Raw genomic sequence first — 19975 nt, 5'->3', positions numbered from 1 at the left:
ATAAATTAATTTGTGTTACTTGTTTTTGTTGTCGACCAATACCGCCAGAAGAATAACCACTGCTTTTGCAATCATCTGGTAGTAAGAAGATACGTCTAGTAGGTTTAGGGCGTTATTTAGGAAGCCGATAATCAGAGCACCAATTAATGTACCCATGATGCGACCACGACCACCAGCTAAGCTTGTGCCGCCAAGTACTACCGCAGCGATGGCGTCTAGCTCGTAGCCCATACCTGCGGTAGGTTGAGCAGAAGATAAACGAGATGCCACGATGATGCCTGCCACTGCTGCTAACAGACCACAGATTGCGTAAACGCCGATTTTTACTTTGTCTACGTCGATGCCTGATAGGCGAGTTGCTGATTCGTTGCCACCCAGTGCGTAAACGTAGCGACCAAAGCGTGTGTGGTTAAGTAGGTACCATACTGCAGCGAATACCACGGCCATGATCCATACTGGAACTGGGATGCCCATTGCGTAGCCTGTACCGAACCAAGCGAACGCGTCTGCTGTGTCAGTAAAACCAGTCGAGATAGGGCGACCGTCGGTGTAAACCATGGTTACGCCGCGTAATAGAGTCATTGTTACAAGCGTTGCGATGAAGGCTTGAACCTTACCCTTGGCAATAATCACACCACTGATAGCACCTAATGCTGCACCTGCTACTAGAGCGGTTGGCACTGCGATCATCACTGGGATTTCCATGCCAATCATGCTGGCTGCGAATGCACCACAAAGTGCCAGTACAGAGCCGACACTCAAGTCGATACCTGCGGTTAAGATAACCAGCGTCATGCCTACTGCGATAATGGCGTTAATCGAAGTTTGGCGTAGGATATTGAGGATGTTATCGACGGTGAAAAAGTTTGGGTTTAAGAATGAAACGACAACAATCAGGAAGATCAAAGCAATCAATGACTTTTGGTCAATCAGCCACTCTTTGCTGATTAACGGTTTTTTCTTTGGAGCTTCAGTTTCAGTTGTTTTGCTCATGGTTTTAGTACTCATGCTGCGTCCTCGTTGATCTTTTTACCGACCGCACACGCCAGTAATAATTCTTGGTTTGCTTCTTTAGCATCAAATTCACCGCTGATGCGGCCTTCATGCATCACCATGATGCGGTCACTCATTCCTAACACTTCTGGCATTTCAGATGAGACCAAAATAATGCTCATGCCATCGGCTTTAAATTTATTAATGAGTTGGTAAATCTCTTTTTTCGCACCAACATCGACACCACGAGTGGGTTCGTCGAGAATCAGTACTTTTGGTTTAGTCATCAAGCCTTTAGCAATGGCCACTTTCTGTTGATTACCACCAGAAAGGTTACCAATGATTTGCTCGCGAGTCGGGGTCTTGATGTTGAAAAGCTTGATGAAGTCATCGACTGCAATCACTTCATCTTTATGTTGGATTTGACCTTTCTTAGTCAGCAGATCCAGTGCACATAACGACATGTTTTCTTTCACTGAAAGTCCTAGCACAAGGCCATCGCCTTTACGGTCTTCAGAGATGTAAGCAATGCCATTGGCCAAGCCGTCTTTCGGGCTTACAGGATTAATGGTTTTGTTTTCTAGGTTGATGACGCCGCGCTCACTTGGAAGGGCACCGTAAATCACTTTCATCAGTTCAGTTCGGCCAGCACCCATAAGACCAGATACACCAAGGATTTCACCGCGCTTTAGAGTAAAGCTCACGTCATAAACACCAGAACCAGTCAGGCCAATCACTTCAAGACAGGTTTCACCGTGGCTTTGGCCGATACGTGGATATTGCTCGTCCAACTTACGGCCAACCATCATTTCGATGAGGCCGTCTTCGTCGGTGTCTTTAACTTCACACTGTCCAATGAACTTACCGTCACGAAGTACCGTGATGTCATCGCAAATCTCAAAGATCTCTTTTAAGCGGTGAGAGATGTAAACAATGCCACAGCCTTCAGCGCGCAGTTCATTAATTACTTTAAACAGAGACTCAGTTTCGGTATCGGTAAGCGCATCAGTTGGCTCATCCATGATGATGACCTTAGATTCAAACGATAGGGCTTTTGCGATCTCTACCATTTGTTGCTCGCCAAGGCTCAACTGGCCTAAAGGTGTTTTCGAGCTGTGTTTCACGTTAAGGCGCTTAAGTAACTTGTCCGCTTCTTGGTACATTTCGTTCCAAAGAATGCGGCCCATGGTTCCGGTGATTTCACGACCCAAGAAGATGTTCTCTGCAATGGTTAGCTCTGGTATTAGGTTCAACTCTTGGTGAATGATACTAATACCGGCTTGTTGTGAGTCACGAGGCCCTTTAAACGCAGCGGGTTGACCTTGGTAGGCGATAGTGCCGCTGTCAAAGTGGTAGATACCCGTAAGCACTTTCATAAGCGTTGATTTACCTGCACCGTTTTCACCCATTAACGCCATTACGCGTCCTGGGTAAACGTTGAGGCTTGCCTTATCCAGAGCTTTAACACCAGGGAAGGCTTTCTCAATTGAGCTAAGTTCTAAAATGGCTTGAGTCATGTCGGTTCCTTTACTCGGGGCCAGTTGTATTTGATTGTTCTGTATATGCATTGTTTTTGGTTCAGTGATGACACTGAGCTGTCGTTACGCTTAGGTTCAAACGCTGAGCTTGAATTAAAACGTTACGCCAGCTTGGAAAATAACATTTGCGTATGGTGTGCATTCACCAGTGCGAATAACCGCGCGACTTTCATGCGTACGCTGCTTAAATTCTTCATGAGTGATGTACGTAATCGAAAGCGGTTTGCCGCAACGCGCTTCTTCTGTCTTGATTAAATCAATCAGTGCTGCGTGGTGTTCTGGGCTTACTTTCGCAAACTCTTCTGCAATCACGACGCCTTCAATTTGAGATTCATCTAACATGGTTTTTACTGTTTGCTGAAAACTTGGAACACCGTGAGTCAAAGCAAGGTCTATGCGAGTCACATGATCCGGAATCGGCAACCCTGCATCACAAATCGTGATTTCATCTGTATGGCCAAGAGTCGCCACTAGGTAAGAGAGCTCAGAGTTTATTAGGGTACTTTTTTTCATATCACGACCTATCGAAAAATAACGCTTAATGGGTTGAGAACAACTCAAGAAAAAGCCATCGAAACGTTTCGATAGTGATAATAGTGTGTGATTTATCATTTGCACGTTTGATTGTTTTAGAGTGTGACAACGATCATCGAAACGTTTCGATGGGGCGTTTTTTGGTGATCGCAATCACTTTCATCGGCAATTAAGAAGGTAAGGCAACGTAACGTTAACTTAAGGAAAAGGGAGCTAAGGTTTACTCACCGGAACATTTTGAACAGATTCTGTAGGGGATGTTTTAAGAGGGTTTTCTGATGCTACATAACCGGCTTCATTGGTATTGGGTATGACGAACAAGGTATACCCATATCGAGGAATCGTAACAATTTTGATGTTAGATGCTCTCAAGCGAACAAAAACATTCCTTAAGCAATAAATGACATTGGTTAGTGCTTGTGTCGGCACCGCTTCGTTTCCCCAACATGCATTCACGATGTCTTTTCTAGGGATGGGTTGTCCGGCGCTTTTCGACAGTAGACAAAGCACGGAAAACAAGTGGTGACGTAAATAGATCTTGTTCCCCTGTTTGTTAGTGATGTTTCGAGTATCTACATTAAGAGTTAGGTCGCCAAAGTGGATTTCGTTATTCATTGTTTTTCGATCTTTCTCATTCTTCATTGTGGAGGAGTGGGTTGGGATAGCAGATAAAGCGCGCGGATTATGCTAAATAACGTCACTGTTGAAAGTAAGCCTTCGTAAGTCCTTGCCAATAAAATATAAAAATCGGATAGTTTGAAAAATAAGGGGAGGTCTGGTCTAGAAATGGATTGATTTTTATTTGCTTATTATTCAGATATTTATTTTGTTTTAACTGATTGTGTTGTTTGAAATTACAAAGTGATTATATTTTTATTTATTTTTTTGTTTTCTGTGAGATTAACCTGCTTGCCAATTCGACGGGGTGTCGGATAACTCTAACAAGATTGTGCAGCAGTGGAAGGCGTAACAATCTTGATTTGCAATAAGTAAGGTCAATCAGTAATGAACAACAAACTAATTTTCAGCATCGCGATGATGTCAGCATTTGCAGCAAACAATGTAATAGCAGCAGACAGTGGTTTCTACCTAGGCGGCGCAATCGGTAGCTCTGGTATTGATGATGGTGGTTTAGTTTCATCAACTACAGCTCCAGTGACCTTTGAAGCCGAAGATAATTCTTACCGGCTGATTGTAGGATACAAGTTTAATCGAATCGTATCACTTGAGCTTCAATACACAGATTATGGCGACGTTGTAGCAAAGAACCGTGCTGACAAAAGTGATGGCTTTACGTGGACACCTCAAATCGCTTCAGTAGCAGCGAACGTTGGTTACACATTTGATAACGGTTTACGTCCATTTGGTACTATTGGTTTATCTTCTGTAGATTTAGATATGAAATTCGCAGACGGCTCAAGCCAGACGAGTTCTAACTTCGACGATACAGGTACAGGTGTACGTTATGGTGTTGGCATTGAATTTACACCACCAAAGTTATCAAAGCTAAGCCTAAGACTTGGTTACGAAGCTGATGCCTTTACTATAGAAACTTACGAAGGTGCGTTTGCTCAAAAAAGAAAAGTTGAAAGAGACATTGTATTGGACTCATTTTATGTTGGCGCAACTTACAACTTCTAAGTTTCACACTTTGCTAAATGGTAAATCGGCTTCTAAATGGGGCGTCGGTTGGCTCAACTCGTTTAGCTAAAGTGGACAGCCGCAGTTTTGAACTGCGGCTTTTTTCTATCTGTTTTGTTAGGCCTTACGTAGAGTAGAGTTGCTTTAGTGAGAGCGGGTGAGACGTCTGTTTAAAGCGAATATCAATTGGGCAGCTAGGCTTCACGGATATGAGCGGTCACAGAAACGATGGCATGGTCAGTACTGAATTGGTCGTGTTCAAAACTTGGATTGATTAGATGATGGTCTAAGACAGTGTAATCAGAGACCTCCATTAAGCTCGATGAATTTTGGCAGTCAAATTCGTTCGACATCAAAATGTAGTCCAGTACAGAACCAGAGGCACCATAATAGTGCGTTGGTTTGCGTTGCTCTAGTAAGTCTTCTTCGTGCAGTTGATGATAGAGATCCCAGCTGTCTTTCAAGCGAAAGTGGGAAAGCCAATGCTTGCTGTTTTCGTCTCGGTTTATTGAATAACTTAGTAGCCCTTTGAACTCATCGTGAAACAGTGGTTTGTTAAAGTCACCCATTAACACCACAGGCTGATCGGTTTGGTAACGCTGATTGGTGATGTATTGATGGAGCATCTGGCTTTCTAGACCGCGCTGGACACTTGATAACCAAGAACCGAGTTGCTCTTGGTGAAGTCTAGTCAACGTGTCACTTTTCGGCTTGTGTTTGCCCGAGTCTTTAGAGCTATCAGCGTTATCTGGAGTTTGCCCTTTTGGTTCGGTAGGTCGCTGAGATTTGAAGTGCACCACATAACAATCAGTCGAGCCCAAATGGGGTAAGGTAATTGTGGCGTGTACTGGCGTTCGGTTGAATGAAAAACTGTCACTAAGATTGAAGGCTGAAAGCAACTCTAAATCGGGTTTAACCGGCTGCACTTTTTCAATCGGGTAGCGAGAGGCGATACCCACGACAGGCGAGGTATACAGGTAATCATCTTCAACATGTGCGCTATCGACGACAGCAAAGTACGGGTAACCAAGCTCCTTCATCAATTGCTCTAAAGACTGCGGGCTAAATATCTCCTGGAAGCCAATCACATCGCAATCTATTGAACCAATCGCTTCCGCCATCCAATGTTGCTTCTTCTGCCACTCTTCGAAGCTGTAGATATTCTCGAAATCATAATAAGCATTCGGTGGTTCGAGATAGTTCAAAAGGTTGAACGATGCGAATGTTATGTGGTTTGGTTTGTTCAAAGTGTCATTCCATTTAGACCTAGGCAGCAAGGATACTCCAGTAAAGTATAGTTTGTTGATTATTTGGGGGTTAAGTTTGATTAATTAGGCCAATCAAAGTCAGTGACGTTTCTGTCTTTACGTTAGTGAGATTATTGTGACGCAGTTTTAGCCTGCGTCATCAAATAAATTCGAGTAGTGACGAGTTAATTGTAAATAAACGGTAAGAGTTAGGGTGCTGATGGTTTTATTAGTTATTACATGATGTTAGATTTGAACCTATACTTGATTTAACGGCATGTATTCAAAGCCGATTAATTAACTTAATATCGAATTCATGACATTTGAAGGGAGAGTCAAATGGGAACAGTTTTTCGACGCAAAGCCTCGCAGCGCACTCAGTTTTTCAGGTCTAATTTGAAGACCTGTGCAGTCATGCTGCCGCTTATTGTTTTACACCCCTCCGTTACTTACGCTTCTGATACCCAATCAACTCCTGCTGTTACCGTTATTGAAACCACTCGATTGGTCGGTTTTGGTGAAGCAAAATATCCTGCCGACTTTTCTCACTTCGATTACGTTAATCCTGATGCGCCAAAGCAAGGTAAAGTGACCTATGGCAGCATAGGTACCTACGATAGCTTTAATCGATTCGGTTCCCGCGGCGTTGCAGCCAGCTATACAGGGGAAATCTACGATACCTTGATGTTTTCTCCGAGCGACGAGATTGATGCGTACTATTCATTGATCGCTTCCAAAATTCGTTACGCAAGCGACTTCTCTTGGATGGAAATCGACATCAACCCAGATGCTAAATTCCAAGATGGCGAACCTATTACCGCGCACGATGTTGCCTTCACCTTTGATAAGTTTTCAAAAGAAGGTGTGCCTCAATATCGCGTGTATTACAAAGAAATCGAGTCAGTAACGGCTGTTTCTGATTCGGTTGTTCGTATCGAAATGAACCATCCAAACCGCGAAAAACTGTTCAGCTTTGCGCAAAGCACTCGTGTATTGCCGAAACATTTCTGGAAAGACAGAAAACTGTCTGAGCCTCTAAGCGAGCCACCAGTCGGTAGTGGTCCCTATAAGATCATCAGCTATAAATCTGGGCAAAGTGTTACCTACGGCCTAGATGAAAACTACTGGGCAGCAGACCTACCAGTCAACGTTGGTCGTAATAACTTCAAGCAAGTGCAGTACGATTACTACCGTGACGACACCGTAATGCTGGAAGCCTTCAAAGCAGGGGAGTTCGATCTTCGAACCGAGAACTCGGCTAAGTTCTGGGCCAACTCTTACACGGGCGCAAACTTCGACAAAGGCTACATCATTAAAGAAGAGATCAACCACGAGAAGCCAGAGACGACTCAAGGTTTTGTCTTCAATATTCAATCTCCTGTGTTCTCTGATCCTAAAGTTCGAGAAGCGTTAACCTACGCGATGGACTTTGAGTGGATGAACAAGAACATGTTCTACGGTCAGTACAAACGTACTCGTAGTTACTTCCAAAACACTGACTATGAAGCGAAGGGCTTACCAAGCGAAGCTGAAGTCGAGTTACTTTCTCAGTATAAAGATCAAATCCCACCGAGAGTCTTCACTGAAGAATTTCAACCTTCAGTAACCGATGGCAGCGGCCGTATTCGTAGCCAAATGCGCACCGCTTTCAAGTTATTGAAAGAGTCAGGGTGGGTACTGAAAGACAAAGTGATGACCAATGAAAAGACCGGCAAGCCGATGTCATTTGAGTTGTTGATTTACAGCCCAACTACGGAACGTATTGCAACGCCGGTTCAAAAGAACCTCAAGCGTATGGGCATCGAGATGAAGATTCGTACTATCGATACGACTCAGTACATCAAGCGTCTTCGTGATCGTGATTTCGACATGGTGTCTTCATCGTTTTCTGCAAACCCTTATCCTAGCCCGAACTTAATGATTGTTTGGAACTCTAACTACATTGATTCTACTTACAATACTGCAGGTGTGATGGATCCGGTGGTTGATGCGTTAACAGAAGAAATTGCGCGTAACCAACAGCATCCTGAAAAGCTTCTTACACTAGGTCGTTCACTTGACCGTGTATTGCAGTGGAATTTCTACAACATCCCTCAATGGCACGTTGGTGAATATCGCGTTGCAATGTGGGACAAGTTTGAGCGTCCAGATGTATTACCTAAATACGATTTAGGCATTGATACATGGTGGATTTCAGAAGAGAAGGCGGCATTGCTTCCTGAAAAACGTCGCTAGGAGTTAGTTAGCATGGCCGCGTATATATTTCGGCGTTTACTGTTGGTGATCCCCACGTTGTGGGCGATCATCACCATCAACTTTTTCATTATCCAGATTGCCCCAGGAGGTCCGGTAGAACAAGCCGTTGCTCAGTTAGAAGGGCATAACTCTGGAATCATGGAACGCTTTTCTGGTGGTGGACAAGAAGTTGATTTAAGTGAAAGTGACCAAGCGTCTGCCAGTGGCTATAAAGGCTCTCGCGGGCTTGATCCTGAAGTGGTTGAAGAGATCAAAAAGCAGTTTGGTTTTGATAAGCCGATTCATGTTCGCTACTTCGACATGTTGAAAAACTACGCGACCTTTAACTTTGGCGAAAGCTTGTTTAAAGGCGGCAACGTTATTGATTTAATCATCGAACGGTTGCCAGTCTCCATTTCTTTAGGGTTGTGGAGTACGTTAATCATCTATGTGATTTCGATACCCTTAGGCATCATGAAAGCGATACATCACGGATCTCGCTTTGATATTTGGTCGAGTGCTGTGGTCATTGTTGGCTATGCCGTACCGGGCTTCTTGTTTGCGATTATCCTGATTATTTTGTTCGCGAGTGGTAACTACTTCAGTTGGTTCCCATTGCGTGGACTCGTGTCGAGTAACTTCGACCAGCTCAACTGGTATCAGCAAATTGGCGACTATTTCTGGCATTTGGCTTTGCCTATTTTTGCGATGGTTATCGGCGGCTTTGCCACACTCAGCATGCTGACCAAAAACTCCTTCCTTGATGAAATCAATAAGCAATATGTGGTGACCGCGCGAGCGAAAGGCTTGGACGAGAGCAGTATTCTCTACAAGCACGTTTTTCGTAACGCTATGTTGATCATTATTGCCGGTTTTCCAAGCGCGTTTATTAGTATTTTCTTCACGGGTTCTATGTTGATTGAAGTGATGTTTTCACTCGAAGGCATTGGTCTACTTGGTTTTGAATCGACCATTCAGCGAGATTACCCAGTGGTGTTCAGCTCTCTATATATCATGACCTTATTAGGCTTGGTGCTGAGCATTATCTCCGACCTGACGTATACCTGGGTTGATCCTCGAATTGATTTTGAAGCGCGTTAATGGCGAATGAATAACAAGGTATTGATAATAAATGTTTAACAACCCTTTAGCTGAAGCTCGTTGGTTACGTTTTAAAGCAAACAAGCGTGGTTTTATCTCCCTTTGGATATTTACCATCTTGTTTGGCTTGAGCCTGTTCGCTGAGATCATTGCCAACGATAAACCACTTTTGGTTTCTTATGATAATCAGTGGTTTGTACCTGTTATCAATGAATATGCCGAAACAGAGTTTGGTGGCGAATTTGAAACCGAAGCCGACTACAAAGACCCATATGTTATCGAACTCATTGAAGACAGCGGCTACATCGTGTGGCCAATCATTCCGTTTAGCTACGACACGATAAACTTCGATATTTCAGGCGCGGTGCCATCAGAGCCCGATTCAGTGAACTGGCTAGGAACCGATGACAAAGGGCGCGATGTATTGGCTCGTATCATTTATGGGTTCCGTATTTCCGTTCTATTTGGTTTTATTCTGACGATTGTATCTAGCGTGGTCGGTGTCGTCGTCGGTGCGACACAAGGTTATTACGGTGGTTGGATCGATTTGCTCGGGCAGCGTTTTATCGAAGTCTGGTCTGGTATGCCGACTTTGTTCTTGCTGATTATTTTGTCTAGCTTTATCGAGCCTAATTTCTGGTGGTTGCTCGGGATTATGGTGTTGTTCAGTTGGATGAGTCTAGTGGGCATCGTGCGAGCGGAATTCTTACGCTGTCGAAATTTTGATTATGTGCGAGCCGCGCAAGCGATGGGCGTTGATGATAAACGCATTATGCTTCGCCACATGCTGCCAAATGCGATGGTGGCGTCGTTAACCATGATGCCATTTATCCTTTCTGGCTCGGTCACCACGTTAACCTCATTAGATTTCTTGGGCTTTGGTTTGCCTGCAGGTTCTCCTTCGTTAGGTGAGCTTTTGGCGCAAGGTAAAGCGAACTTACAAGCGCCTTGGCTTGGCATCTCTGCTTTCGTCGTACTTTCTTTGATGCTTACGTTACTCGTCTTCGTAGGTGAAGCGGTACGTGATGCCTTCGACCCACATCAACAGAAGTAAGGATAAGTTATGACTTCAAATACAGTTCCTACTTCAGGGTCAACAGCAGAGGCTTCTAACGCATCTCCAGTTCTGACCATAGATAAACTGTCTGTCGGTTTCGGCCGAAAAGATTCGATAGAACAAGTGACGCAAGATGTTTCTCTAGAGATCTACAAAGGTGAAACGCTAGCACTAGTAGGAGAGAGTGGATCAGGTAAGTCGGTCACGGCTAACTCGATTTTAAAACTGTTACCTAAAGGCTCGTCGCATTACTTAAACGGTAAGATCAATTTCTCTGGTACCGATATCCTGAGCTGTTCAGAAAGACAGTTGCGCGGGATTCGTGGTGGCCGCATTGGCATGATTTTCCAGGAGCCAATGGTTTCATTGAATCCGCTTCATCGAGTCGGAAAGCAATTGGTTGAAACTCTATCTATTCACCGAGGAATGCGAACCAACAAAGCGCAAGCCTTGGCTATAGAATGGCTATCAAAGGTTGGGATTCGTTACCCGGAACAAAAAATATCGGCTTACCCTCATGAGTTATCGGGTGGTGAACGTCAACGTGTAATGATAGCGATGGCATTAATCAACGAACCAGAGCTACTTATCGCAGATGAACCTACAACTGCGTTGGACGTGTCGGTGCAAGCGCAAATTCTCGATCTTCTGAATGACCTTCAACAAGAACTGGGTATGGCGATGCTTTTTATCACCCATGATTTGAGTATTGTTCGTAAAATTGCTGATAGAGTCGCGGTCATGAAAGATGGGCGGCTAGTTGAAAGCAACGATTGCCAAACACTATTCAATGCTCCTACTCATCCCTACACGCAAAAGCTGATTAACTCTGATCCAAAAGGGTTACCAGTACCTGTTTCTCCTGACAGTAAGCCTTTGCTTGATGTGGACCAACTTCGTGTTTGGTTCCCCATTACAGGGGGCTTATTTAAGCGCACAATTTCGCATATAAAGGCAGTGACCGATATGGAGTTCACCTTGAAAAAAGGGCACTCCATAGGCCTAGTTGGAGAGAGTGGCTCTGGTAAATCAACAACCGGTATGGCGATATTGAAGTTGGTGGAGAGTGAAGGTTCAATAACTTACGCGAATGAACAAATTCAAGGTTTAAATCGACAACAAATGTTGCCATTTCGAAGTCGCATGCAAGTTGTATTTCAAGATCCGTTTTCTGCGCTGAACCCAAGAATGTCAGTCGCCCAGGTGATTGGTGAGGGCTTGCTAGTGCATCAACAATTGGATGAGAATGAACTCGACCAACGCATCTGTGAAGTAATGAAAGAGGTCGACCTCGATCCTGAGACTCGCCATCGTTATCCGAACGAGTTTTCTGGCGGTCAAAGGCAACGTATTGCTATTGCTCGTGCTTTGATTCTTAAGCCAGAGTTTATCTTGTTAGATGAACCTACGTCCTCACTAGACAGAACCGTTCAAGCTCAAGTTCTGGATTTGCTGAAGTCACTTCAAGAAAAGTACGGTCTGACCTATCTATTCATCAGCCATGATTTGAATGTCGTGAAATCCTTGTGTCATTACACCATCGTCATGAAAGCCGGTGAGGTGGTTGAGAAGGGGGATACTGAGACTTTGTTTAGTGACCCCAAGCATGAATATACGCAGCAGTTGGTTTCGCTATCTAACATAAGCTGATTTAATTCAATATTTTTACGATGCCGAACAAAAAAAAGAACGATATTTAACGTATCGTTCTTTTTTGATTTTAGTTACTGATGAAGGCTAAGCATTGCATCAAAACATCTAATTTAGCGCATCAGTACATTACGAGTGAATTGCTTCTTCAGGTAAGCACTGTATTCAGAGTTAAACGGTTCTGTTGAGTTGTTTCGCATATCTTGCGAAATCAGCGCCTTAGAAGAGTCTGCATCTGGGTGTTGTGGTGCCGTGCCAAACTCTGCGTTCAAGGCCGTTTGTGTCTCTGCTGACGTTAACCAGTTGATAAATACCAGTGATGCCGCTTGATGCTGGCTGTTTTTCGCTACCGTGACGAAGTTACCGCCGCCAGACATACCAAATTCAGGGATATAGAACTTAATGCGATCTGTGATTGCGCCGCGTTTTTGTAAACCGGCTAAGTGATCTTCCCATGCTGGTGCCAGTGTTATTTCACCGTCATTAATACGCGTTAGGCTGTCTGCGTTGGATGCTGTGATAAGCATGTCTTCTTCGTTAGCTTCAAACCAATCCCAAGTTTGAGCCCATGACTTCACGACTTTTTTATCTAGTTTGTTGGTCATATCAAAATCACCCGACACATGACGGATGCTGGATTCGATAAAACGCTGACCTGCGCCGCCACCGTTAGGATCATTGACACCAAATGCCATAGGATTGCCTTTGATGTAGCTTTCCATCTCTTCGAATGTTTGGGGTAGGTCAGATTCGCTAATACGGCTAGGGTCGTAAGCTAGCCCCGTTTGGTTACCCCAGAACGTTACGCCATAGCCTTTAGAATTAATCCCTTCAGCTGTCTGGTTCAGTTTGACCATTTCTGGAAGCTTATCCAAGCTTAGCAGCGTGTTTTCCAGTTTGAACGTGTTCAAGGCTGTTGGACCAAGCGCTACGACATCCATAGAGCCTTTGTCGCGGCGGCTTTCAGCCTGCAATTTATTGCGGTTACCATCGTGAGTGCCTTCTGGGATGCGAACCTTGATGCCAGTTTCTGCTTCAAAGCTTTTGACGAACTTTCTCCAACCAGGTTGTAGGTACCAAACCGAGAAAGTCACTGAGCCTTCTTCCTTTGCCTGAGCTTCAATTTCATCCCACGTCATTGTATTTACATCGTATGCAAAACTAGAAAATGCTGTGGTGCTAAGTAGTGCTGCTAGTAGAGTTTTTTTCATTGTATCCTCACGAAATTAAGCTTTACCTGTCGATTGAGACAAGTAGTTTCCTTTCAATAAACGTTCAATTAGTAACATTAGTAGTACATTTGGAATGACTAGAATCAGTGATACAACGGCAGCATCAGGTCTGATAAATGAGTAACCCAAAAATGAATATAAGATGGTTGGAACGGTAATAAAGTCAGGTGCGCCCAGTACGTAAGACATGTTGAACTCTTCAATACTGATCACCAAGCAAAAGATGGATGATGCAAGCAGGCTTGGTTTAAGCATAGGCAAGAATGCGTGCTTAAAGGTACCAAACTTACCCGCGCCCATATCAGCACAAGCATCGATCAAATCTTGTGGGATGGCCTTAAATCCGGCAGACAAAATACGGATTGCGTAGGGCAGTGCGAGCACCGTGTGTGCAATGACAATGTTGACGTATGGGTCGGTTAATCCAAGCTCTAACAGCATTGCACTAAAAAATACCGCCAAAATCATTGATGGCATAACCATAGGGAGTAGGGAGACCATCTCGGCCAGTTTTTTACCACGAAATTCCATGCGTCCAAACGCGTACGCGGTCGGCATCGCAAGAGTGATGGTTAAAATAGCAACGGCAGGAGCAACAGAGTAACTGTTACGTAGGGCTTCTGGTAGAGAAGTGGTTTCCCATACTTCGATCCAACGACCAAAAGACAGTACCTGTGGGAATAAGTCAGGGTAGCTCCACGGGTGGTTTGGATCGACTAGGGACCAAATGATAGCCATAGCAAATGGCACACCGAGCCAAAGCAAATTCACTAACACAAAGAAGCTAATTGAGATCAACATGACCCATTGGGTGTTAGTTAGGTTACGAAGGCGTTTCATTATGATTTCTCCATATCTACAACAACGCTTTTACGTGTAACAAATGGCTGAGTAAGTAAAGTCAGAACAACGGCAGACAAGCCGGCAAGCAGCATGATAACCATGGCAATGACAGCGGAGTTTTCCCATTCGTAATATTGAGTTGCTGTGATGTTCATCAGCATCGCTAAAGAGTAACTGCTACGTGAGCCAGCGACAGATGCAAATGAGAAATCGCCCAGTGCACCAATGAAAATCAGAATAGAAGAAGCCTGTAACGCAGGGATAGTTAACGGAAGAATAACCTGACTGAATCTTGCCCAACGCGTCGCGCCTAAATCTAAAGCTGCATCCATTAAGTCTCCACGAATGCTAGCAATGGCACCGCTGATTAGAATCAAAGCGAAAGGTAAGTTTTTCCAAATTTGTAGGACGACAATGCTCCAACCGAATTTGTCGTTAGACATACGCATGGGCTTATCAATAATGCCTAATGCCAATAATGACTCGTTGAAAATACCGTGGTAAGCAATCACGTTCATTAATAAGAACGCAGCAACAAGCCCCGGGACAAACATAGGAGCACGGAGAACACCGATAATGGCAGGTTTACCCGGCATAGGTTTGTGTAACCAAAGTGCAATCGGGTAGGCCAGCATGACAGCGCCTAATGTACCGAGCACTGAAGTTCTTAGCGAGTAAGCTACTGAGCGCCATAAAATTGGATCGCTTAGAGTCGTTTGCCAGTATTCAAGAGTTGCATTAGTTTCGCCCATGACACTGAACATACCAAAGCTTTGCGCGACCACCACGTAGAGCGCGCTTCCCATGAGTAAGGCAATGGTGCCAACTCCGGGAATCAGCAATAAGTAGGGTTTTAGATTCATGCGCTTACTCCCTCTAAGAAGCGAATGCCAAATTCAGGAAGTTTTACATGAATGGTTTCACCTTTATGAGTGGAAACACGACCATTTAGTTGTAAACGGACTTTTTGCGGAATTTCAGCCCCAACCCACCCAAACACATCTAGGTTATTGCCTTGGAAAGCTGATGATTCGACTTTAACTTCAAAGCTATTGGCTTCACCCTTTTTACAAATTTCTGCATCTTCAGGGCGCCAGCAAACAAAAACTTCACTGGCTTGTGGTTTTTCTGATGATTCAATGACAAATTCACCCATGTTACAACTCACACGATATTGGTTGTTTTCCGAAGTTCGCTCCACATAGGCTTGGTGGATATTTGCAGCACCTATGAAGTCTGCGACAAAGCGGTTAGCAGGGCGGTAATAGATATCTTCTGGTGTACCGATTTGTTCAATGTTGCCGCCGTTAAGTACTACAATTCGGTCACTCATCGCTAACGCTTCAGCTTGGTCGTGTGTGACATAGATAGACGTTAGGTTGTGCTGGCGTTGCAGTTCCTTAATTTCGAAACGTACACCTTCACGCATTTTTGCATCAAGGTTGGATAAAGGCTCGTCAAATAGAATGATGTCAGGGCGAGTCACCATTGCACGAGCCAGAGCGACACGCTGTTGTTGACCACCTGATAATTGAGCTGGCAATTTGTCTTTGTGTTCAATTAGGCCAACCTGAGACAAGATCTCTGCTAAACGTCGTTTTTGTTCGTTCTTGTCGATCTTCTGCTGAACCATACCGAAGCAGATATTGTGGGAAACACTTAAATGTGGGAACAAAGCATAAGATTGAAAACACATTGCTGTTTCACGTTTCTCTGGAGGGATTTGATTCACAACGCGGTCGTTCATCAGGATTTCACCGGATGTCGGTGTTTGAAATCCCCCAATCATTTTCAGCAATGTTGTTTTACCACAACCACTTGGGCCAAGTAGCGTGACAAACTCGCCTTGTTCTACAGAGAATGAGATCTCTTTTGATGCGTAAAAGTCACCATAAGTTTTCGTGACAGAACGAAGTTCCAAAATTGCCATGATTAACCTTTTTCAAAAAGTTTAAATTTCCAGATAGATTATTTGTAGTTTATTTCAGTTTTATTATCGATCGAGTTTTTTCGCGTAAAAATCATTCATCGATCACGGAAAGTTTAATAAACAATTGTTTCAAAAGGCTTTTTATTTTTAGTCTTTGTAAGTACTTCTTCATTGACAGTAAGCGTAATATCTCGCTATTCTATATTAAACTTTTTTAAGTAGTTTAATTGGTGGTGTTTTATGTTCAGTTTTGATGTGGCAAAAAAAGGACAAGTTCTAGTAAATAGCCATCGAGGCGATTGCATTCGTTGCCCTGAAAATACTATGCCTGCTTTTATTAGCGCTGTTGAGAGAAATACCAGCTGTATTGAAATTGATATCGCGATGACAGCAGATGAAGAGCTGGTGGTAATTCATGATCCAAGCGTTAACCGCACTTCTGATGGGTGCGGTTATGTTGAGCAAATGACGTTAGCAGAATTAGAAGTGTTGGATTTCGGTGGTTGGTTCCATGCGTCATTTGAAAAGACTTCGATTCCTAAGTTTAGTGAAGTGCTTGAGTGGGCAATTAAACAGGGTGTCGGGCTGGTGGTTGAGGTAAAGCAACGGCGCAATCACCAGCGCTTTGCAGAAAAGCTTACGGTATTAATTGAACAAACTCCGAATGCACTAGATCACATCCAATTGTTGGGATTTGATCATACGTTAGTTAACCTTGTGAAAGAGTGTGTACCAAGCATTCAGCTACAAGTGGTGACGCTTGCTCGCTACCAAAATCAATTAAATGCCGTATTGGAATCGAATGCTTCTGCTGTGTGTGTGGAATACCCTTATACAACGCGAAGTGTACTCGAAGGTTATAAAAGCTCAGGTTTAACCACACGTCTGTATTTGCCAAACAAAGACAAAAATATGAAACCAACTCAATGGTTTAATCAATATTATGGCTACGACGTACATAGTGAAATTATTCAATGGTTGAGCGAAGGCCTCATTGATATGATTAGCCACGACGATATTGATATGTTGAAAGAGCTAGTACATGAAGCCGGTATGGAAGCGATTTAAATCCGACTTTGTTATTGATGAACCCATCATGCGACACCGCCTAATAAATTGATTGAACCATAAATAGAGAACAACTGAACATGTTAACTCCGATAAAACCATTACAACTAGAATTGACTCCAGGACAGAAGAAATTACTGGCGGTTTGTCGACAGCATAGCTCGGTATCGCGCGCAAAAATTGTTGAAAAAACAGGTTTGCGTAGTGGCTCTGTGACCAGTATTTCTAAAGAGTTACTGGCAATGAACATGATTAAAGAAGGACCAAGAGAAAAAGTCGGTCGTGGCCAGCCCATCATTCCGTTGCAGTTGAACCCATACGCAGCATTTTCATTTGGTATCGCTTTCCATATTCACCGAATTGAAGTCGCTTTGGCAAACTTCTGCGGTGAAGTGATTGATACTGAAACCATCGATTACGCCGAAGATGCGCCAATTATAGATGTACTTAAGAACATTAAGGCTCAAATAGACGTATTGGTTGATAAACATAAAATCCAAAATGCACGCATATTGGGGATTGGTGTTTCTATGCCTGGGCCTTCTGAAGGTGATGGTAAGTCGATTCGTACTATTATTCAGATGGGACATTGGCGAGGGGTCGATTTAGCAAGCATCTTTGGTGACGTATTTGAATGGCCAGTCTGGATCGATAATGACTGTAATGTTGCTGTTGTAGGTGAGTTTTATTCTGGTCAGTGGCCAGAAGTAAAAAATATGGTGCTGTTTGAGTTAGGTCATGGTGTGGGGGGCGGTGCGATCATCAACCGCAAACTTTACCGAGGCAGTCGGCATAATGCGGGTGAAATCGGCACATACTTCAACCTGCTTGGCGAAGAAAATAAGCCTACTATTCGTGGCTTATTGGATCAACTGGCGGCATCAGGACTGGAAGTGGATGGCCCTGAAGATATTCCGGGGTTAGATAACCCTGTGGTATCAAAATGGGTGCGTTTTGCCGCAGCACAGCTTAAGCCCATGTTAGTTGTCACTTTAGGTTGGTTCGACCCAGATTGTATAGTGATTGGTGGTTCTTGCCCTCAACATATCAGCCAAGCCATTATTGATGAAGTCGCATTAGATAAGGTTTGGGAAGAAGCTGAACGCTCATATGCAATGGCTCAATTCTCTCCTTCAAAAATTGGATCGTCGCTAAATACCTATGGAGCATGCATGTTCCCAGTATTTCGCACGCTAGGTATTTAATAAAAACATCGGATAATTGTTATGAAATATGCACCAAGTGTGGGTGTGAAGTTCCATGAAGATGGAAGCGTAAGAACATTCCCTGGCAATACTTTTATTTGTCACCTTGATCAATCGTTGCCTTTGATTGACGAATTACGTTGGGCGCAAGACCAACTTAAATCAATGAATTGTGGTGACAAATTTTCTTTCTTGCCTATTTCAAGTATGCACATGACGGTATTTGAAGGGGTTTGCGATCAAATTCGCGAAGCGCATAAGTGGACATCGAAACTAGACCTAGCTGCTGATCTTTCGGAAACAACCGACTTGTTCGCGACTGAAGCAAGCCAAGTCGGTGCGCAAGGCGGTTTTGAAATGATGTATGACTACGTTTACAACTGCCCGATTGGCGGTACTGCGATTCGTATTAAACCGGCTAACGAGCACTCTACTCAAGCACTTAAGCAGTGTCGTGAAGCGTTAAAAGCAGCCACCGGTATCAATATGCCTGATTTCGATGACTATCACTTTCATATTACCTTGAGCTATCGCGTTATAGAGTTGGAAGAGCAAGATAAGATTGAATTACAACAAACTGCGAAGCGTATTGGTGAGCGTCTAGCTCAATCGTTTGGCTCTTTGACGCATGGCCCTGTGGAATTTTGTACCTTCCAAGATATGTTTAAATTTACTCCTGTTATCAGTCTATCTTAGTTTTACGTTTAAAGAATCATTAAGACCTTTATCTGATTTGAGCTCATGCGCCGATGGTATTGCGCATGAGCTTTTTTTGTTTTTGAGTATCAGTGGTGGACTGAAAGCACTTACAATATAAAATCGTATAGATTAATCGGGCATGGTCATTTTGTTGTTTTAAGATTACACTGCGCCCAATATTTCAGAAGTACATACTTAGGTAGAGGTCACCATGGACCAAGAACATTACGAAGACGCTGACTACGAAGGCCAAGAGCTTGGAGAAGAAGGCGAAGAGATTGAGATTGAAGCAATTGGTATCGATGTTTCATCACAGCCAATCGAGCTCTACAAAGTGTTTAAAATTGCTAACCTAGTGAGTGGTGGCGGTGAAGCTAAGCACATCATTTCTGAAGGTTATGTTGCGGTAAATGGTGAATTAGAAACTCGTAAACGTCGTAAAATGTACGATGGCGACTTCTTTGAATTCAACCAAGAGTATTATGTAGTGGTGTGTGATCAGCCAGTACAAGAAGAATCAGAAAAAACGAAAAAGAAAGAAGCGCCTAAAAAAGACAACAAGGCGAAGAAAGCTCAGTCTAAAAAGGATTCTAAGAAGAAAGAATCTAAGAAAAGCAAAGCAGAAATGCTAAGCGCAACGGCTGAACCAAAGAAAGAGAAAAAAGAGAAGAAGAAAGAAAACAAACCGAAAAAGAAAGCGGATGCGCCAAAGGCAACACGTGATGATAAAAGCGGCCGTAATTCTATCGAATTCTTCTAAACTACAGATCTAAACGGCTGCTCTAAAACTATTTTTTTAACCATTTGTTTAAAAAACAAGCAACGTTAAACCTCGGTTTTGCGTTAAGCAGATATCAAAAGGCTCACTATCTAGTGTAATGCCGATCGTTTAAGAAGACTTGAACGATCCTGCAGTTAGAAGATAATCCTCATCAACAATGTTGATGGGGATTTTTTATGCTTGAACAAGAATTAGCAATGGCACACGAGACCATTGAAGAT

General features: G+C 43.5%; 18 protein-coding genes. 9 read left to right on the top strand and 9 right to left on the bottom strand.

What is annotated here, in order from left to right:
- Positions 1 to 15 precede the first annotated feature (15 nt).
- From rbsC to L3V35_RS21235, 4 genes are all read right to left on the bottom strand, one after another.
- Complete coding sequence (gene rbsC / locus L3V35_RS21250; RefSeq protein ID WP_171315814.1) at positions 16 to 1008, bottom strand: ribose ABC transporter permease; 993 nt, start codon at positions 1006 to 1008, stop codon at positions 16 to 18.
- The gene (gene rbsA, locus L3V35_RS21245) at positions 1005 to 2510 is read right to left on the bottom strand and encodes a ribose ABC transporter ATP-binding protein RbsA (protein WP_237300595.1); all 1506 of its coding nucleotides are present in this window, start codon (positions 2508 to 2510) and stop codon (positions 1005 to 1007) included. The genes rbsC and rbsA overlap by 4 nt, the downstream gene beginning before the upstream one ends.
- Before the next feature lie 114 nt (positions 2511 to 2624).
- Positions 2625 to 3044, bottom strand: a complete 420-nt coding sequence (rbsD, locus tag L3V35_RS21240) for a D-ribose pyranase (protein WP_029224920.1) — start codon at positions 3042 to 3044, stop codon at positions 2625 to 2627.
- Between the two features lie 234 nt (positions 3045 to 3278).
- Complete coding sequence (locus L3V35_RS21235; RefSeq protein ID WP_237300594.1) at positions 3279 to 3680, bottom strand: winged helix-turn-helix domain-containing protein; 402 nt, start codon at positions 3678 to 3680, stop codon at positions 3279 to 3281.
- A 390-nt stretch (positions 3681 to 4070) separates the two neighbouring features.
- Between L3V35_RS21235 and L3V35_RS21230 the strand changes: the two genes are divergently transcribed.
- Positions 4071 to 4706, top strand: coding sequence for a porin family protein (locus tag L3V35_RS21230; RefSeq protein WP_237300593.1), 636 nt, complete (start codon positions 4071 to 4073; stop codon positions 4704 to 4706).
- 194 nt (positions 4707 to 4900) lie between these two features.
- Here L3V35_RS21230 and L3V35_RS21225 read toward each other — a convergent pair whose 3' ends face one another.
- Positions 4901 to 5953: an endonuclease/exonuclease/phosphatase family protein gene (locus L3V35_RS21225; RefSeq protein WP_237300592.1), complete on the bottom strand. Its 1053-nt coding sequence runs from the start codon at positions 5951 to 5953 to the stop codon at positions 4901 to 4903.
- Positions 5954 to 6292: 339 nt separating this feature from the next.
- On the opposite strand from L3V35_RS21225, the gene L3V35_RS21220 reads away from it, so the two are divergent.
- From L3V35_RS21220 to yejF, 4 genes are read left to right on the top strand one after another with little or no spacing between them, the layout of a single operon-like run.
- Positions 6293 to 8188 carry an extracellular solute-binding protein gene (locus L3V35_RS21220; protein WP_237300591.1) on the top strand — a complete coding sequence of 632 codons (1896 nt, stop codon included), beginning with the start codon at positions 6293 to 6295 and terminating at the stop codon, positions 8186 to 8188.
- A gap of 12 nt (positions 8189 to 8200) precedes the next feature.
- A complete protein-coding gene (locus tag L3V35_RS21215) occupies positions 8201 to 9289 on the top strand; it encodes a microcin C ABC transporter permease YejB (protein ID WP_004730359.1) in 1089 nt (362 codons plus the stop codon).
- A 31-nt stretch (positions 9290 to 9320) separates the two neighbouring features.
- The gene (locus tag L3V35_RS21210) at positions 9321 to 10343 is read left to right on the top strand and encodes an ABC transporter permease (protein ID WP_054547001.1); all 1023 of its coding nucleotides are present in this window, start codon (positions 9321 to 9323) and stop codon (positions 10341 to 10343) included.
- A 9-nt stretch (positions 10344 to 10352) separates the two neighbouring features.
- Entirely contained in the window at positions 10353 to 11996 is a 1644-nt protein-coding gene (yejF, locus tag L3V35_RS21205) for a microcin C ABC transporter ATP-binding protein YejF (protein ID WP_237300590.1), read from the top strand.
- Positions 11997 to 12109: 113 nt separating this feature from the next.
- On the opposite strand, the gene L3V35_RS21200 is transcribed toward yejF, so the two are convergent.
- Genes L3V35_RS21200 through L3V35_RS21185 form a run of 4 tightly spaced genes read right to left on the bottom strand, consistent with a single transcriptional unit; the run spans position 12110 to position 16001 of the window.
- Complete coding sequence (locus L3V35_RS21200; protein WP_065205980.1) at positions 12110 to 13207, bottom strand: extracellular solute-binding protein; 1098 nt, start codon at positions 13205 to 13207, stop codon at positions 12110 to 12112.
- 15 nt (positions 13208 to 13222) lie between these two features.
- On the bottom strand, positions 13223 to 14068 hold the full coding sequence (locus L3V35_RS21195; RefSeq protein WP_237300589.1) for an ABC transporter permease: 846 nt from the start codon (positions 14066 to 14068) through the stop codon (positions 13223 to 13225).
- On the bottom strand, positions 14068 to 14934 hold the full coding sequence (locus tag L3V35_RS21190) for an ABC transporter permease (protein ID WP_237300588.1): 867 nt from the start codon (positions 14932 to 14934) through the stop codon (positions 14068 to 14070). The genes L3V35_RS21195 and L3V35_RS21190 overlap by 1 nt, the downstream gene beginning before the upstream one ends.
- Positions 14931 to 16001, bottom strand: a complete 1071-nt coding sequence (locus L3V35_RS21185; RefSeq protein WP_237300587.1) for an ABC transporter ATP-binding protein — start codon at positions 15999 to 16001, stop codon at positions 14931 to 14933. Before L3V35_RS21185 ends, L3V35_RS21190 begins: the two co-directional genes overlap by 4 nt.
- A gap of 240 nt (positions 16002 to 16241) precedes the next feature.
- Between L3V35_RS21185 and L3V35_RS21180 the strand changes: the two genes are divergently transcribed.
- The 4 genes from L3V35_RS21180 to L3V35_RS21165 all read left to right on the top strand — a co-directional run bounded on the left by L3V35_RS21180 (position 16242) and on the right by L3V35_RS21165 (position 19733).
- Positions 16242 to 17069, top strand: coding sequence for a glycerophosphodiester phosphodiesterase family protein (locus tag L3V35_RS21180; protein ID WP_237300586.1), 828 nt, complete (start codon positions 16242 to 16244; stop codon positions 17067 to 17069).
- 80 nt (positions 17070 to 17149) lie between these two features.
- A complete protein-coding gene (locus tag L3V35_RS21175) occupies positions 17150 to 18274 on the top strand; it encodes an ROK family transcriptional regulator (protein ID WP_065205985.1) in 1125 nt (374 codons plus the stop codon).
- A 21-nt stretch (positions 18275 to 18295) separates the two neighbouring features.
- Positions 18296 to 18970: a DUF1868 domain-containing protein gene (locus tag L3V35_RS21170; RefSeq protein WP_017111901.1), complete on the top strand. Its 675-nt coding sequence runs from the start codon at positions 18296 to 18298 to the stop codon at positions 18968 to 18970.
- Positions 18971 to 19184: 214 nt separating this feature from the next.
- The gene (locus L3V35_RS21165; protein ID WP_237289003.1) at positions 19185 to 19733 is read left to right on the top strand and encodes an RNA-binding S4 domain-containing protein; all 549 of its coding nucleotides are present in this window, start codon (positions 19185 to 19187) and stop codon (positions 19731 to 19733) included.
- The last annotated feature ends 242 nt before the right edge of the window (positions 19734 to 19975 follow it).

This window comes from Vibrio sp. L5-1 (genome assembly GCF_021728315.1).
Classification (GTDB): domain Bacteria; phylum Pseudomonadota; class Gammaproteobacteria; order Enterobacterales; family Vibrionaceae; genus Vibrio; species Vibrio splendidus_K.
The sequence above is the reverse complement of the archived record's forward strand: the minus strand, read 5'-3'. Positions and strand labels throughout refer to the sequence as shown.